This is a genomic window from Halorubrum laminariae (assembly GCF_024494655.1).
Classification (GTDB): Archaea; Halobacteriota; Halobacteria; order Halobacteriales; family Haloferacaceae; genus Halorubrum; species Halorubrum laminariae.
The window spans coordinates 127,806-144,268 of the sequence record NZ_JANHDL010000001.1 but is presented as its reverse complement, the minus strand read 5'-3'; the positions used below and the strand labels follow the sequence as shown (position 1 = coordinate 144,268).

The 16,463-nt window shown below is 68.8% G+C and carries 11 protein-coding genes; 5 read left to right on the top strand and 6 right to left on the bottom strand.

Annotated features, from left to right (window positions below; genetic code table 11):
* Nucleotides 1-22: 22 nt before the first annotated feature.
* On the bottom strand, nucleotides 23-1,582 hold the full coding sequence (locus NO887_RS00635; RefSeq protein WP_256416557.1) for a glutamate-cysteine ligase family protein: 1,560 nt from the start codon (nucleotides 1,580-1,582) through the stop codon (nucleotides 23-25).
* A 122-nt stretch (nucleotides 1,583-1,704) separates the two neighbouring features.
* Here NO887_RS00635 and NO887_RS00630 point away from each other — a divergent pair, with 122 nt between their 5' ends.
* A complete protein-coding gene (locus NO887_RS00630) occupies nucleotides 1,705-3,729 on the top strand; it encodes an ATP-dependent DNA ligase (RefSeq protein ID WP_303652197.1) in 2,025 nt (674 codons plus the stop codon).
* A gap of 34 nt (nucleotides 3,730-3,763) precedes the next feature.
* Entirely contained in the window at nucleotides 3,764-4,495 is a 732-nt protein-coding gene (locus tag NO887_RS00625; RefSeq protein ID WP_256416556.1) for an MBL fold metallo-hydrolase, read from the top strand.
* Between the two features lie 21 nt (nucleotides 4,496-4,516).
* On the opposite strand, the gene NO887_RS00620 is transcribed toward NO887_RS00625, so the two are convergent.
* Nucleotides 4,517-5,632 (bottom strand): PGF-CTERM-anchored ABC transporter substrate-binding protein, encoded by a 1,116-nt coding sequence (locus NO887_RS00620; RefSeq protein ID WP_256416555.1) that lies wholly within the window; start codon nucleotides 5,630-5,632, stop codon nucleotides 4,517-4,519.
* A 62-nt stretch (nucleotides 5,633-5,694) separates the two neighbouring features.
* Between NO887_RS00620 and btuC the strand changes: the two genes are divergently transcribed.
* Together btuC and NO887_RS00610 are read left to right on the top strand one after the other, a co-directional pair.
* Nucleotides 5,695-6,837, top strand: a complete 1,143-nt coding sequence (btuC, locus tag NO887_RS00615; RefSeq protein WP_256416554.1) for a vitamin B12 ABC transporter permease BtuC — start codon at nucleotides 5,695-5,697, stop codon at nucleotides 6,835-6,837.
* Nucleotides 6,834-8,192 (top strand): ATP-binding cassette domain-containing protein, encoded by a 1,359-nt coding sequence (locus tag NO887_RS00610; protein ID WP_256416553.1) that lies wholly within the window; start codon nucleotides 6,834-6,836, stop codon nucleotides 8,190-8,192. The genes btuC and NO887_RS00610 overlap by 4 nt, the downstream gene beginning before the upstream one ends.
* Here the strand turns inward: NO887_RS00610 and NO887_RS00605 are convergent.
* From NO887_RS00605 to NO887_RS00590, 4 genes are all read right to left on the bottom strand, one after another.
* Nucleotides 8,189-9,421 carry a digeranylgeranylglycerophospholipid reductase gene (locus NO887_RS00605; protein ID WP_256416552.1) on the bottom strand — a complete coding sequence of 411 codons (1,233 nt, stop codon included), beginning with the start codon at nucleotides 9,419-9,421 and terminating at the stop codon, nucleotides 8,189-8,191. The two genes, NO887_RS00610 and NO887_RS00605, sit on opposite strands and share 4 nt — an antisense overlap.
* Nucleotides 9,422-9,572: 151 nt before the next feature.
* Nucleotides 9,573-11,726 carry an assimilatory nitrate reductase NasA gene (nasA, locus tag NO887_RS00600; protein WP_256416551.1) on the bottom strand — a complete coding sequence of 718 codons (2,154 nt, stop codon included), beginning with the start codon at nucleotides 11,724-11,726 and terminating at the stop codon, nucleotides 9,573-9,575.
* On the bottom strand, nucleotides 11,723-11,860 hold the full coding sequence (locus tag NO887_RS00595; RefSeq protein WP_256416550.1) for a hypothetical protein: 138 nt from the start codon (nucleotides 11,858-11,860) through the stop codon (nucleotides 11,723-11,725). Before NO887_RS00595 ends, nasA (NO887_RS00600) begins: the two co-directional genes overlap by 4 nt.
* Entirely contained in the window at nucleotides 11,853-13,628 is a 1,776-nt protein-coding gene (locus NO887_RS00590) for a nitrite/sulfite reductase (RefSeq protein WP_256416549.1), read from the bottom strand. The genes NO887_RS00595 and NO887_RS00590 overlap by 8 nt, the downstream gene beginning before the upstream one ends.
* Before the next feature lie 519 nt (nucleotides 13,629-14,147).
* Between NO887_RS00590 and nasA (NO887_RS00585) the strand changes: the two genes are divergently transcribed.
* The gene (nasA, locus tag NO887_RS00585; protein WP_256416548.1) at nucleotides 14,148-16,250 is read left to right on the top strand and encodes an assimilatory nitrate reductase NasA; all 2,103 of its coding nucleotides are present in this window, start codon (nucleotides 14,148-14,150) and stop codon (nucleotides 16,248-16,250) included.
* Nucleotides 16,251-16,463 lie beyond the last annotated feature (213 nt).

The following is a 16,463-nucleotide window of genomic DNA, read 5'->3' as shown; positions in this document are numbered from 1 at the left end:
ATTCGACGACCAGCCAAGTCCCTCACTCGGCTCCGGTCCACGCCGAGAATCCGCCGTCGATGAGCGTCTCCGACTGGCGGTCGATGTACTCCCGCTGGGTATCAGAGAGGGCGGTCTCGAAGTCGTCGCCGTCGTCGAGTCGCTCGCGGACACGGTCGCGCTTCCAACTCGCGGGCGTCGTGCGGTTCGCGACCCGCCACCGCAGCGGTGCGATCCACTCGGCCGCCTCGTCGTCGGCACAACCCGCAGTCCGCAGTCCGGCCTCCGCGTGGTCGAGGATGTCTCTGAAGAGGGCGTCGGTGTCCGTCGTTCGCTCGCCGTCGGGACCGACCCACTCGATGTCGGCGTCAAGCCCGTCAGCAACTGCGGCGTAGAAATTGTCGCGAGCAGTCTCCCAGTCCAGTCCGATCACGGGGTGCTCGCGCTGCGGGAGCGCCTGCATCAGTCCGGCAAACGCGCCCTGAAACGCGATCGAGTCGCGGACCGTCGGCTGGCCGGGGATCGGGCGGAACTCGATGCGGGCGTTCGCGCTTGACCGGCTCGCGCCCTCGAAGACCGGGCGGACCCACCGCCAGTAGCTCCCGTGCTTCGTCCGGAACGTGGAGAATGCGTCGTCGAAGCGGTCCGTTCCGTCGGATTCCGGCATCGGGATCAGCGTCTCGTCGCTCGCGATCCGGTCGACTGCGGTCTCCACGTCGTGGAACTCGCGCGGGAATCTGACCTTGTCGGCGTCGGTCCGAGCGTTGAGCACGGACTCGAACACGTGAATCCGATTTTCGGCCGCGCCCTCCGTGAGCACGCGTTCGCCGTCCCAGTCGTCGTCGTACAACTCCGGCGGGAAGAAGGGCGAGTTGACGCCGAGCGCGAGCAGCGGCCCGGCGATCCGGAGCGCGTATCGGAAGTGTCGCGGGAGCGTCGTCGCCTGCGCGACTTGGAAGTGCGGCTGGATCGAGGTGATGAGGCTCTCCGGCATCACCGTGTCCGCCGACAGCGACACGCCCGGCGCGTCGACGGCCACGTCCGTCGCTCCCGTGCCCCCGGTGTTGGCCATCGCGTGATACCGGACCGCGTCGCTCATGTTGACAGCGACTGTCACCCCGTCGACGTCGACGCTGTCGGTGAGATACCCCCGTGCCGTCTCGCCCGCCGGCGGGATCGTCCAGATCCCGTCAGAGACGAGCCGCATTCCCTCGACGCCCGCGGTGTTTTCTGCGGCCTCCAGTCGTGCGCGGACCTCCGCGAGCTGCGCCTTCAGGCCGTGATCCGAGAGCGGTTGCGGACTCGTTGACATCTCGGCGTTGTGTAAGCCGAGCTCCTTCTCGAAGCCCATGAGTTCGAGCATCCGTCGGGGGACGCGCATCAGGGCGTAGTCGCCGGCGCGGGACTCCTCGCTCCACCGGCCGTCGGCGACGGCGTAGAACTCGTACTCGAAGCCGACGATCGACTGATGGTTGTCGAACGACCCGTCTCGGAGCTCCTGTTTGACGATCTCCGCCTCCTCCTCTGCGCGGGCGGCGAACTCGTCGGGGTCGACGGCGAGCGCCTCGCGAACGCCGTCGGCGAGGGCGGACTCGGTGCTCATGCGACGGTCGACGGACCGCCCAACCAAAAAGGGCAACGGCCGATCGGCGGCGTGTGAGCGGTCAACACGCCTGCAGTCAGACGTATCGGCGCGCTTTTGCCCGCCGATCGCGGATTCGACGCATGGAGTTCGCCGCGTTCGCGGAGCGGGCCGAGCGGCTGGCCGACGAGCCGGGAGACATCGAGACCACCCTTGCGGTCGCCGACCTGCTCGTCGCCGCGGGCGAGGACACTGGAGACACCGATGGCGCAGGCGAAATCACCGACACCGACGACCTCCCGACGGTCGTCCGGTTCCTGCTCGGCCGCGTCTTCCCGGCCCACGACACGCGAACGCTGGACGTGGGGCCGTCGCTGTGCCGCGAGGCGATGGCTCGCGCGGCGGGGCCGAACGTCACGGCCGCCGACGTGGAAGCGCGGCTCGCGGCCGAAGGCGAGATCGGCGCGGTCGCCGCCGCCCTCGATTTCGGGGGACAGCGCGGGCTCGCCGCGTTCGGTGGCGGTGAGGAGACCGGGACCGCCGGCCGCGGCGCGCTCACCGTCAGCGCGGTCGACGCGGAGCTTCGCTCGCTCGCGGCCGCGGCGGGAGACGGCAGCGAGTCACGCAAGCGGGACGCGCTATTCGGGCTGTTCAACCGCTGTGACCCCGCCGAGGCGAAACTGCTCGCCCGGCTCGTGCTCGGCGAGATGCGGCTCGGCGTCGGCGAAGGAACCGTCCGCGACGCGGTCGCTGAGGCGTTCCTCGCGGACGGATCCCGAGCGACGCGCGACGCGGCTGACCGCGACGGCGACGACGGCGACGCCCCGACCCTCCGTGCCGACGATGAAGCCGTCGCGGCCGTCGAGCGCGCGCTCCAAGTGACGAACGACTACGGGCACGTCGCCCGGCTCGCGCGCGACGCGGGGGTGGCCGGGCTCCGCGAGGAACGTCTCGCTGTTGGTCGGCCGGTCCAAGCGATGCTCGCACAGGCGGGCACCGCGACCGACGCGATTGAGTCGTTCGGCGAGGTCGCCGTCGAGACGAAATTCGATGGCGCGCGCGTGCAGATACACTACGCGCCCGGAGCCGGAGACGACGAGGCCACCGGAGACGACGAGGCCACCGAGACTGCCAGAGGCGATCCCGACGACACCGGGCTCGGCCCGCGGATCTACTCGCGCAACATGGACGACGTGACGGACGCGCTTCCGGAGGTCGCGGAGTACGTCGAATCGAGGGTCGACACGCCGATCATCGTCGACGGCGAGGTAGTTGCAGTCGACGACGAGGGCGACCCCCTCCCGTTTCAGGAGGTGCTGCGGCGCTTCCGTCGGAAACACGACATCGACCGAATGCGTGAGGAGGTACGCCTGCGCCTGCACGCGTTCGACTGCCTCCACGCCGGCGACACCGACCTCCTAGAGGAACCGCTCCGCGTGCGCCACGAGCGACTCGTCGACGCCCTCCCGGACGCGGCCGCCGAACTGGAGGTCGCGACCGACGCCGAGGCGATCGCGGCCGCAGAGCGCGCCGCGCTGGAGGCGGGCCACGAGGGCGTCATGCTGAAGAACCCCGAATCGGCGTACACGCCCGGCGACCGCGGCCGCGACTGGCTGAAGCGAAAACCCGACGTGGAGACGATCGACGCGGTCGTCGTGGGCGCGGAGTGGGGCGAGGGTCGGCGTGCGGAGCTGTTCGGGACGTTCCTGCTCGGAGTTCGAGACCCCACGGACGACGCCGACGACGGTTCCGGCGACGCCGAAACCGCCGAAACCGCCGACGCTGCCCCCCTCGACGGCTACGCGACCGTGGGAAAAGTCGCCACGGGCGTCACGGACGAGGAACTTGCCGACCTCACGGAGCGGCTGGAGCCGCATGTCGTCCGCGAGGAGGGAACGACCGTTGCGTTCGATCCCTCTCTCGTCGTCGAGGTCGGATACGAGGAGATACAGCCGTCACCGACGTATTCGGCCGGCTACGCCCTCCGGTTCCCGCGGTTCGTGAGCGTTCGAGAAGACAAGGACGTGGACGATGCCGACTCGCTTGCGCGCGTCCGGCGGCTGGCGGACGGCGACGCGGCCTCGTCGGCCGAGGACGCGGGCGACGCTGACTGCACTGACGATAGCGCTGCCGATGTGGACGAACGGCCAGATCGGGACGAGCCATAGTCACGCTCAAGGCGATCGGAGTCGCATTCTCTCCATGACCGTTCGATACGACGAGTTCACCGTGGAGTGGCTCGGCTACGCGACAGCGCGGCTGGAGGCCGAGGAAATCGTTGCGTACACGGATCCGGGCCGATACGGCGTGTTGGACGACTACTGGGCGCGCGACGGCGACCTCGTCGTCGTCACGCACGACCACCACTACGACCCCGAGGGGATCCGGTCCGTCGCCGCCGATAGCGCGACGCTCGTGATCTACGACGCCGTCGACCCGGCCGGCATCGCCCGCGACGTGGAGTCGATCGACTCGCTGGCCGCCGACTACGACGTGATCCGCGTCGACGACGAGGCGCACGTCGACATCGACACGCCCGCCGGCGTGGTCACGCTCTGGACGGTTCCGGCGCACAACGATCCGGACGGACCGAACGCCGGTCCGGACGGCTCGGTGGTCCATCCGCCGGGGTTCGGCTGCGGCTTCATCCTCTCGATCGCCGACCGGACCGTGTTCTGGCCCGGCGACTCCGACGCGCTCGACGGGTTCGCGGAGCTCGACGTGTCGATATTCCTCGCGAACATCTGTGGGTCCGGGCTCGCTTCCGACCGCCGCGCCGCGGCCGACCTCGCCGAGGAACTGGACCCGGATCTGGTCGTCCCGATCCACTACGACACCTTCGAGAAGCTCGAAGCCGACGGCGAGGCGTTCGCGGGCGACGTGGCCGCGCGGTCGATCCCGGTCGCGCTCGACGCGCGCTCGGCAAATCAGTAGGTCGCTTCCGATCTCCCGGCCCTACTCTCGCCGCGCTCGCAGCGCGACCGCGAGCGTCGCGAGCACGGCGGCGGCGACGCCGAAGCCGGGTGCTTGGGTGCCAGTTTCACCCGTTCCGTCCGCGTCGTCGTCGAGGTTTTGGACCGCGGTCGCCAACTGATCGGTCGTCACGATCACGCTGCGCGGGGCGGGCTGGTTGAGGTAGTTCTCATCCAAGACGACGTAGTTGTTCTCGATCCCGGCGGTCGTGCTCACGTACGGCTTCTCATCGAGGATCGGGGCGTCGGGGTCGGTGACGACGATCAGTTCGGGGTCCGTTTCGAGGATGACCTCGTTCGACAGCTGCGGGTACCCGTCGCCCACGTCGGCGGCGACGTTGTCGACGCCGCCAATCTGCATGATCTCGTTGATGAAGGTGTTGCCGCCGGCAACGAAGCCGTCGCCGAGCGGGTACAGCGCGGCCGGCCGATCGATCTCGGCGGTCCGGTTCTCGACCGCGGCGACGCTCGCGTTCATCTCCTCGTTGGTCGCGGCTGCGGCCTCGCAGCTTCCGACCAGTCGACCGGTCGTCGTCGTCTTCTCGGCGATGTCTCCCACGCTCGTCGCCGCGGAGAAGTGGTAGACGGTGAGCCCCTGCTCTCGGAGGTCCGCGACCTGATCGGCAGAGGCGTTCGGCGCGAGCACGAGGTCGGGTTCGGCGTTCACGACCCGCTCGACGCTGACGCCGAGCCCCTCGGCCGAGACGTCCGTCTTTTCGCCGGCTCCGTCGAGGTACGCCGCGAACTGCGTCACGCCGACGACGCGGTCGCGAGCGCCCACCTCCCAGAGCGTCTGTGCGGCCGAGGGGTTCGTGGTCACGATCCGCTCGGGCCGCTCGTCGAGCGTGACCGTCGTCCCCGTCGAGTCCGTCAGTTCGAGCGGAAATCCGCACGCGTCGGGAGCTGCGTCGTCGCTTGCTTGGGGTGTCGTTTCGTCACCGGGGCCTGCCGAGACGACGGCGGTGGCGTGGTCTGCGTTCGCTGCCGCTGGCTGTTCGCTCGGGGGCGCGGCCGCGACGCCGCCGGCGAGCGCGCTCGTCACGAGCAGCGCCGCGACGAAGACAGATGGAGCCGTGCCGAGGACGGATCTGAGTCGCATCGGATCGACGACGACGCGCACCCAATAAGTACTTACCTACCACAAGTCTCCTTGGCAAACAGATGCGTGCGTGGACCCGATCGGTCGCGTGGTCAGCGGCGCTCGCGGCGGCGCTCGCCGCCGTGACGGTGGTGAGCGCCGCGATCGGCCCGGTCTCCGTCCCGCCTTCCGCGGTCGTGAAGGCGGTTGTGAACACGGTCGCGGTGCCGGTCGGCGTCGAGTTCTCGTCGCTCGGCGGCGGCCCGCTGCTGTTGCCGGGCGTCGATGTCGCGTACCGCTCGCCCTTCGCGTTTCCCGTCGATGACGTTCACCGCCAGATCGTCATCGGCGTGCGCCTCCCTCGGATCCTCTTGGCCGCGCTCGTCGGCTTCGCGCTCGCGGCCGCCGGCACGGTCATGCAGGGCTTTTTCCGCAACCCGATGGCCGACCCCTCGATCATCGGCGTCTCCTCGGGTGCGGCCGTCGGCGCGGTCGCGTTCATCGTGTTCCCCGTCACGCTGTCTGCCACCGTCTCCCTCCCGCTCGTCGGCGCGGTCGGCGTGGGCGTCCCGGACGGTGCCGGGTTGAGCCTCTTCGCGTTCGCCGGTGCACTCGCGGCCGCGTTCGGTGTCTACGCGATTGCAACCAGACACGGCCGGACGCCGGTTGCGACGCTCCTCCTCGCCGGCGTGGCCGTCCAGACGTTCCTCGGTGCGGTGATCTCGTACCTCCAACTGCAGGCCGGCGAGTCGCTGCGGCGCGTCGTCGCGTGGCTGATGGGACACCTCTCGGGGGCCGCGTGGAGTGACGTGGCCGTCACCGCGGTCGTCGTGCCCCCGCTTTTCCTCCTGCTTCTCGCGTACGCCCGCGACCTCAACGTCCTGCTGCTCGGCGAAGAGGACGCGCGCGGCCTCGGCATCGCCGTCGAGCGCACGAAGCGGATCCTGCTTTGCGCCTCCGCGCTGATCACCGCGGCGGGGGTGGCCTTCGCGGGCGTCATCGGCTTCGTCGGACTGATCGTCCCGCACATGCTTCGGCTGGTCGTCGGGCCGGACCACCGCGTCCTGTTGCCGACCGCGGCGCTCGCCGGCGGGACGTTCCTCGTCGCCGCCGACACGATGGCCCGATCGGGGAGCACGGAACTGCCCGTCGGCATCGTCACCGCCGCCGTCGGCGCGCCCTTCTTCGTCTACCTGCTCGTGAGCCGCGAGGTGCACGAGCTGTGAGTCCGGACGGTCAGTCGGCGTCCGACTCGGCTGTTTCGTCGGCGTCCGACGCAGACGCTTCGTCGGCGTTCGACTCGGCCGACTCAGACGATCCGCTCGTCGCCGTCGAGGACCTTGCGGTCGCCTTCGGCGATGTCCCCGTCGTCTCGGGCGTCGACCTCCGCGTCGACCGCGGCGATCTGGTCGGACTGGTCGGCCCGAACGGAGCGGGAAAGACCACCGTCCTCCGGGCGATCAAGGGAACGGTCACGCCGGACGCCGGATCGGTTCGACTGGGCGGTGACCTCGCGTCCGACCTCTCCGCGCGCGAGCGCGGCCGGCGCGTCGCGAGCGTCCCGCAAGAGACGAATCTCGCGTTCGACTTCCGGGTGCGTCACGTCGTGGAGATGGGACGGACCCCCCACCTCGGTCGGTTCGACGGCCACGGCCCTGACGACGAGCGGGCGGTCCGCGAGGCGATGGACGCCGCCGGTGTGGCTCGTTTCGCCGACCGGCCGATTACCGAAGTGTCGGGCGGCGAGCGCCAGCGCGTGCTCCTTGCGCGGGCGCTGGCACAGGAGACGCCCGCGCTCGTGCTCGACGAGCCCACGGCGAGCCTCGACGTGAACCACGCCGTGGAGACGCTCGAACTCGTCAGCGACCTCGTCGACGACGGGCGCGGCGCGCTCGCGGCGATCCACGACCTCGACATGGCCGCCCGGTACTGCGACGAACTCGTCGTTCTCGCAAATGGCGGAGTCCACGCCGCCGGTCCACCGGAAGACGTGCTAACCGCGGACGCCCTGCGTGCCGCCTTTGACGCCGAGGCGTTCGTCGGCCGGAGCCCGGCGACCGGGTCGCCCGCCGTGACAGCGTTCGCCGCGGTCGACGACCCCGGAGCACCGCGCGGTCACGACTCGTCCGCCGCCCGAGACGGCCACCGTGTCCACGTCGTCGGGAGCGGTCGGGACGCGGCCCGAGTGCTCACCCGCCTCGCCGCCGCCGGGCACGATCCGTCGCTCGGCGTCGTGCCCGAGGGTGACGCGGCCGCCGCGGTGGCAGACGACGCAGGCGCTCCGGTCGTCGTCGCCCCGGCGTTCGAGCCGGTGGGCGACGCGAAGCGAGATGCTGCGGTCGCCCTCGCGAGCGACGCAGCCGTGGCGGTCGCGGTGGGCCGCGCGGGGCGAGACGACCGCTCCGATGCGGCGGGTACCACGGACTGGAGCGACGCGGTTGCGCCCACGGGACCGAACGCCGCGGTTCTCGCCGCCGCAGACAGAGTCGTGTCCGTCGACGGCGACGCGAGCGACGAGGCGCTGTTGGCTGCGGTTCGCGACCTCGCCACTCGGCGCGCCGAAGACGCGCCCGAATCCTAGAAGAAGTGCTCGCGCGCGAAGGTGGCCAAAAGCGGGAGGTCGTCGAGGTGGAGCAGCTTCGCCATCGCCGCGGTGTCGCCTTGGTTCGCCTTCTCAAGCGTGTTCTCGTCGGTCGCGCGGAGATCGCGCATGAACCGGTCGTACCGTTCGTTCGGCGCGAGGTACAACAGTCGCGTGAGCATCAGCCGAGATTTCATCCGCGGCGCGACGTCGCGGTGCCAGAGTCGCTCGTAGACGGCGAGGCTCTCGGCGTCGAGGCGACGCTCGGAGTCGGTGAGACACCGGTCGACGGTGGCCGCCGCGGCGCGGGCCGACTTCATCCCCTTGTGGATCCCCTCGCCCCACAGCGGATCGATGGAGGGGACCGTGTCGCCGATGGCGAGGAAGCGGTCGGTGTGCAGCTCGTCCGGCATCTGGATGTGTGCGGAGCCGCGGTGGACCTTTCCGTCGATCTTCTCGGCGTCCGCGAACCGCGGGTCGCGCTCGACCCACTCGTTCAGGTAGCCGTCGACGGTCTGTCCCTCGTCTGCGAACTCGCGGTGGCGGTCGTTCTGGATGTAGCAGAGCCCGACCTTGGCGGTGTCCTCGCCGGTAGCGAATATCCACGAGTAGCCGCCCGGCGCGATATCGTGGTCGAGCCGGAGCATCATCGCGCGCCGTAAGTCGGCGTACTCCGGGTGGTTCATCTCGATGCCCTCCATCTCGTACTCGATGCCGATCGCCTGATTTTCGCGCTCCAGATCGACCACGTCGAGCGCGCTCGCGATCGGAGCGGCCGGCCCGGTGGCGTCGATCACAACCTCGCCGTACACGGTCTCGTCGCCGTTGTACCGCACGCCTTCGACGACGCCGTCGTCATCGAGGATCGGGCGAGAGACGCGCGCGTCGAACCGATACTCCGCGCCGTTCTCGCGGCCGTCCTCGACGAGGAACTGCTTGAACTCCGCGAACTCCAACACCGCGCCGGGCTGGTAGCTCTCGTAGTAGCTGTTCGGGGACTCCAACACCACATCGTCGGTGTACGACATCACCACGTCGTCGGGGATGCCGAACGCAGACATCATCGACGGGAAGGTGCCGGCGGTCGATTTGTTGCTCTGACGGGGGAACTCCGACTCCGGCTCCGTTTCGAGAACGACGACGTCGTAGCCGCGGGTCGCCAGATCGCGGGCGCACTGCGCCCCCGCCGGTCCGGCCCCCGCGATCACGACGTCGTAGCGGTCAACCATATACCCGTGAATACGGACCCACGTAATTAGGCTTGCTGAAACCGGTCGCGACAGACGTCTGTGCGGTCTCTCTCGGCGTATTTTGGCCGAATCGCGAGGTCGGAATCGGCGAACTGAATCCGGTCGTCGCTCGCGTCTCGGCTCGCACCGGTCAGTCGTCGGCAACCAGTCCGGTCGCACGACCCGCCGCGGCGTCCCCGGCGATCGGCTCCAGCCGTACCGCGCACTGTTTGAAGTTCGGCTCGTCCGACCGCGGATCCGTCTCCGGGAGCGTCAGCGCGTTCGTCTCAGGGTGGTGGATCGGCAGCCAGACCAACCCGGTCGGGACGGCCTCATCGGACACGGCCCGCGTGGCGATGCTTCCCCGCCGAGTGGTGAGGCGGGCGTCGTTCGTCGCCTCGCTCTCGGCGCGCTCTCCGCTGGCGTGCTCCTCGTCGGCGCGCTCTCCGTCGGCGCTCCTCCCGTCTGCGATCCCAAGCGCCGACATTGTTTCCGGGTTGACCCGCGCCGTCGGGGCCGCGGACGCGTCAGATCCCCGCGAGCGCACGCCGGTGTTGTACCCGTCGGGCTCGCGGCCGGTCGTGAGCGTGAGGGGATACTCGTCGTCGGTCGGCTCCGGGACGCCGTCGTGCGTCGCCGTCGAGAACCGCGCGCGCCCGGACGGAGTTGGGAACGACCACTCCCCGTCGTCGTAGTACCTGTATCCCCCCTCCGAGGTTGGCGTCGGTGCCGGCCACCGCACCGCCCGCACCTCTTCGAGGCGATCGTACGAGATCCCGGAGCAGTCGGCGGGCGTCCCGGCGGTGAGCGCCGCGAACTCGTCGAACACCGCCTCCGGGTCCGGGTCGCCGAGCAGACCGGGAACGACCGCCTCGCCGATCGCCGTGATGATGTCGAGGTCCGTGCGGATGTCGGGCGCGAGTTCCGCCGCGGAACGTACGCGTGAGACGCGTCGTTCCATGTTGATGGCGGTCCCCTCGGACTCGCCCCACGTCGCCGCCGGCAACACCACGTCGGCGAGGGCGGTCGTCTCCGTGTGGAACGCGTCCTGCACGACGAGGAACGCGTCGTCGAGCCGCTCGCGGGCCGCCGACGCGTCCGGCAGCCCCGCGGCCGGGTTGGTCGCGACAGCCCAGACGGCCTCGACCGGGCCGCCGTCGACCGCCGCCACCGTGTCGACCGGGCCGGGTCCCGCGTCGTCGGGAAGCCGCTCGACGGGCACGTCCCACGCCGCCGCGATCGTCCGGCGCTCGGTCGGGTCCTCGAACGGGCGCATCCCCGGCCACGATCCCTTCGACGAGCAGACGCGAGTCCCCATGGAGTTGGCTTGGCCGGTGAGCGAGAAGGGCCCGGTTCCCGGGCCCACGTTTCCCGTCGCGAGACACAGGTCGACGAGCGCTCCGGCGGTCGCGGTCCCCTGCGTGCTCTGGTTGACGCCCATCCCCCAGTAGACGAGAGTCGGGTCGGTGAGCACAGCCGCCAGCGCGTCCACGGTCTCCGGCTCGACGCCGGCGGTCGTCGCGGCGTCGTCCGGATCGGGCAGTTCGGCGAGCAGGTCGTCGAAGCCGTCGGTGTGCGCCTCGACGAACGATTCGTCGACGCCGCCGCGTTCTACCGCCCGCGCGAGGACGGCGCGCGCGAGCGCCAGGTCCGTCCCCGGTTCGAGGGCGACGTGCCGGTCCGCCTCCGCCGCGGTCTGCGTCTCGACGGGGTCGACGACGACGAGTCGGCTGTTCTCGGCGGCAGCGCTCTCCGTGATCCAGCGGAACATGACCGGGTGTGCGACGGCCGGGTTCGCGCCCCACACCACGTGGGTCCGGGCGTCCTCGATGTCGTCGTACGTACACGGCGGCGCATCGCTCCCGAACGCGTCGTTGTAGGCGGTCACGGCGCTGGCCATACAGAGGGTCGTGTTCGCGTCGTAGTAGCGCGTGCCGAACCCGCCGCGGGCGACTTTCCCGAGCGCGTACGCCGCCTCGTTCGTCTGCTGACCGCTTCCCAACACTGCGACGCCGTCGCGGTCGCGCTCTAAGGCCTCTCCGAACGCCTCCGAGACGCGCGACAGCGCCACGTCCCACGTGGTCGGATGAAGCTCGCCGTCGCGGCGAACGAGCGGCCGAGTCAGCCACGTCCCGTCGGGGTCTGCGGTCTCTTCGATACCGCGCGAGCACGCGAGCCCGCGGTTGACCGGATGGGCGACGTCGCCGCGAACGCCGTCGATCCCGTACCCCGTGTCGACGCGGCCGGTGAGGTGTCCGCACCCGACCGCACACCGCATACACGTCGTCGGGACCGGGTCGTTCACGCGTCGCCCCCTCCGGCGTCGTTCCGGACGATCGTCGCGGGGAACAGCTCCGGGGCCACGTCCATCGACGCCGCCGGGACCGGCTCCGTCCCGCGCGCCGGCGCTCCGTCGCGCTCGGCGTCCACGTCAGTCATCGCTCTCCGTCGCGATCGGGGTTCCGTCGGCGGCAGTCGGTGCGGGTCCCTCCCCGTCAGCGAACGGGTACCACGACTGCTTGGCGTCGTGCAGGCACGGATCCTCGTAGTCGGTCTCCTCGGGCTCGGCAAGTTCGATGATCGCCTCCGTCCCGGTCGCCTCGACCCACTGCCTGAACGTTTGGCCCGACTCGCGGCCGGCCGCGAACCCTTCGAGCAGGTTCTTCAACAGCCCGGGAACCTCGTCGGCCGGGACGCGCTGGCGGACCCACTCGACGAACGACGGCTCGGGGCCGACGCCGCCGCCGACCCCCACATCGAGCGCCTCGACCATCCGGCCGTCCTTGCGCGCCCGCATCCCTTGGAAGCCGATGTCGGCGGTCATGGCCTGTCCGCAGTCGGCCGTGCAGCCGGAGTAGTGCATCTTGATCTGTTCCACGTCGTCCGGCAAGGTGACGTTTTCTCGCAGCCACCGGAGCGTCGCAGCCATCCGCGCTTTCGTCTCCGTCAGCGCCAGCGAGCAGAACTCCGTGCCCGTACACGCCATCGCCCCACGGGTGAACACGCTCGGGTCCGGGCTGTGCGTGTCGAGCAGGTCGGCGTCCAACAGTGCGTCGAGTTCTCCCTCGGGAACGTCCATAATCAGGGGGTTCTGCCGGCGGGTGAGCCGCACCGCGCCGGAGCCGTGCTCGTCGGCGAGGTCAGCCAACTCGATCGTCTCCTCGGCTGTCAGCCGCCCGATTGGCACCGAGAGTCCGACGTAGTAGTCGCCGTCTTTCTGCTCGTGAACGCCGACGTGATCGTGTTTGCCCGCATCGGAGGATTTCCCGGCGTTGTAGGTGTACTCCTCGCGCAGATCTTCTCCCGCCGTCCGAAGCTCGAAGTCGACGTACTTCTTTTGGAGGAGCTCGCGAATCTCTTCTGCCCCCCGCTCGTCGACGAAGAAGCGGCTCCGGTTCTTCTGTCGGTTCTCGCGGTTGCCGTGCTCGAAGTAGAGCTCGACGAATCCGCGGACCACGTCGTAGGCGTTGTCGGGCTCGACGAAGACGTCGAGGCTCCGCGCCCGGCGCGGCTCGCGGCCGCCCAGCCCGCCGCCGACGCGGACGTTGAAGCCGCGCACCTGCTCGCCGGCCACCGTCTTCTCGGCGGGTTCGAGGCCGATCCCGTTGATCGAGTCCTGCGCGCACCCCTCCCGACAGCCGGTGACGCTGATGTTGAACTTCCGGGGCATGTTCGCGAGGTCGTCGTCGTCGCGGAGCTTCGTCTTGATCTCGTCGAGCACCGACTGGGAGTCGACGAACTCGCGTTTATCCCGCCCGGCAACCGGACACCCGGATATGTTCCGCATCGTGTCGCCGCCCGCGGACCGGGACGTGACGCCGACGGACTCCAGCTTCTCCCAGATCTCGGGGATGTCCTCCAGCTTCAGCCAGTGGAGCTGGACCGACTGTCGCGTCGTCAGGTCGATCCAGGCGTCTCCGAACTCCGGGTTCGCGACCGGACCCGCCGCGTACTCCCGAGCGACTTCGCCGATCGCGCGCAGCTGCCCGGGTTCGAGCACGCCGTTGGTGTTCGCGAGCCGCATCATGAAGTAACTCTCCTGTCCGGAGCGCTGGTGGAACACGCCCCAGAACTTGAACCGCGAGAACCACATGTCGCGTTCGTCCTCCGGTATCGAGTCCCACCCCTCCTCTGCGAACTCGAGTATCTTCTCGCGAACCTCGTCGCCGTACATCCCCTCTTTCCACGTTTCCTTCTTGTTCGCCATCAGTTGTCACTTGATTCCCCAAACGGACAGTCTACGGCCGATATAGTGGTCGTCTGATTCATTTGTACGACTCACAGTTTGTATCGTTGCATAAAACACTATCCGTTTAAAAAATCAAAAATTCGTGTCTCGAATCAGACGGACGGATATCTCTACTTCGAGCCACGAATAATTTCAATATGAAAAATGAGAATTTTTCTCCCCGGCACTTCTCTCCGATGGAAGTCATAGATTGACAACCGCGATCCGGAATTCATCACCTTCGTTCACGAACGATCGGGTGTCTCGATCACGGACGGCCGTCCGTTGATCGGTCCCGTGGCACCCGTCACATCGGCGTCTCGCTTGCTGACATCGTCGATATCGGCGTTCTCACGAACTGTGCCATTTACTTGGTTTTTGATTACAAAAACAGTTATCTATTGCGAACGTAATCGGACATCTGAACAGCGATATCGACGATGTGTGAACAGACAGCTACGAAACTGAACGATCGCGGAACGACTCCGAGAGTGACGGATGACTGATTGGAAACCCACCACCTGTATGCGGTGTGCGGTCGGCTGCGGATACCTTCAGACCGGTGCGGACGAGCGGACGGACACGACGGAAACGCGCGGCGCGATAGACGTCTGCGGGAACCCCGACCACCCCACGAGTGCCGGACTCAAGTGTCAACGCGGCGTTCGAGAGACGGTTGCCCCGGACGCCGCACGACTGACCGAGCCGCTGATCCGGCGCGGCGGAGAACTGCGCCCGACCGACTGGGACACCGCGCTCGGCGTCGTCACCACTCGACTCGTCGAGGCGCTCCGACAGAGCTCCGACAACGTCGCGGTGTTGGGAAGCGGCCAGCAGACGAACGAGGCGGCCTATGCGCTCGGGAAGGTCGCCCGCGGCGCGTTCGGGACGCGCCACTACGACGCGAACACCACCCTCTGTATGGCGAGCGCCGTCGCGGCGTACTATCAGTCGTTCGGAAGCGACGCTCCGCCGCCGACCTACGACGACGTGCCGCGAGCGGACACGCACGTGGTGTGGGGCGCGAACCCGGCCGTCGCACATCCCGTTCTCTACCGCTGGATCGCGAACAGCGCTGCCGACGACGACGGCGAGCTCGTCGTCGTCGATCCCGTCGAGACCAAGACGGCCGCGGACGCCGACGTTCACGTCCGGCCAGACCCGGGAACGGACTTGGCGCTCGCGCGCGCTGTCCTCGCGGAGGTCGTCGCGTCTGGCGGCGTCGACGAGGCGTTCGTCGAGGCCCACACTGACGGCTTCGACCGGACCGTCGAGTCGCTCCCGGACGCCGAGACGGCCGCCGAGACTGCCGGCGTCCCCGTCGAACGCGTCCGCGACATCGCCGCGGCGTTCGACGCCGACACGATCGTCTACTGGGGAATGGGCGTCAACCAGAGCATTCAGGGAACCGGAACTGCCCGAGCGCTGATCGACCTGTGTCTCGCGACGGGGAACATGGGCCCGGGAACCGGCCCCTTCTCGCTCACCGGCCAGGCCAACTCGATGGGAAATCGGGTGTGCGCCTCGAAGGGGACCTGGCCCGGACGCCGCGAGTTCTCCGACCCCGACAACCGGCGGGCCGTCACGGATCTGTGGGACGTGCCGCTGAGTCGGATTCCGGAATCGCCCGGACCGGGATTCGTGCGCATCGTCGACGAGCTCGCCCGCGACAACATCGATGTCTGCTGGACGGTCGCGACGAACCCGGTCGCCGGGATGCCGGACGCCGGTCACGTCAGAAACGCGCTCGACGACACGTTCCTCGTCGTGCAGGACGCGTTCCGATCGGACACGGTCGACTGCGCCGACGTGGTGTTACCGGCGGCGACGTGGGGCGAATCCGAGGGAACCGCCATCAACATGGAACGCCGCGTCTCCCGGATCACCGCGGCGACCGACCCGCCGGAGGCGGTTCGTCAGGATGTCGACATCATCGCCGCGATCGGCAACCGGATCCACCCCGACCTGTTCGACGAGCCGCCGCTGGACCCGGAGGCGATCTTCGACGAGATGCGGGGGCTGACCGCCGGCACGACGGCAGATATTTCGGGGATCTCGTACGACCGGCTGGCGTCGGAGCTGGCCGTCCGCTGGCCCGCGCGCGACGCCGAAAGCCAAGGCGGCTACCGGTACTACGACGACGGGGAGTGGTCGTTCGAAACCGAGTCCGGTCGGGCGCGGTTCTCGACGGCGACGCACAGCCGCGTTCCGGAGCCGATCGACGACGAGTACCCGCTCACGCTCACGACCGGCCGCACGGACGGCGTGTACAACACGGGCGTGCGGACCCGCGAGGACGAGGGCGGGCTCCCGACCGCACGGGTACATCCCGAGACAATCGCGGAGCACCTCTCCGCGTTCGATCGCGGTAAGACCGTCATCCAGTCTCGGCGGGCGACGGTCACGGTCGCGGTCGCGCCCAACGACGGCGTGCCGCCCGGCGTGATCTGGCTGCCGATCCACAACGCGGCCGCCAACGAACTGACGCTGTCGGCCGTCGATCCCGACTCCGCCGAACCGAACCTTAAGCAGTGTGCCGTCGCGCTTCACGCCCCGGAGCGCGCGCGGACGGACCCCGACGGACTCGTCGTCTCCGGGTAACGCGTTCGCTTTCTTCGATGCCGGTCGGGCGACACAGCCCGCCTTCTCGCCGTTATTCGCCCAACGCGTGCGATTCTTTTCGCCTCCAGTGACGCCCGTCTCGATACTCGCGTTAGACGGAGTTTGAACTGATATAGGTATATAATGTACGATAAACAACGATATATTTGTCCGGAATTCTAATTACAGAGCAGAATACTAAACGATATTTAA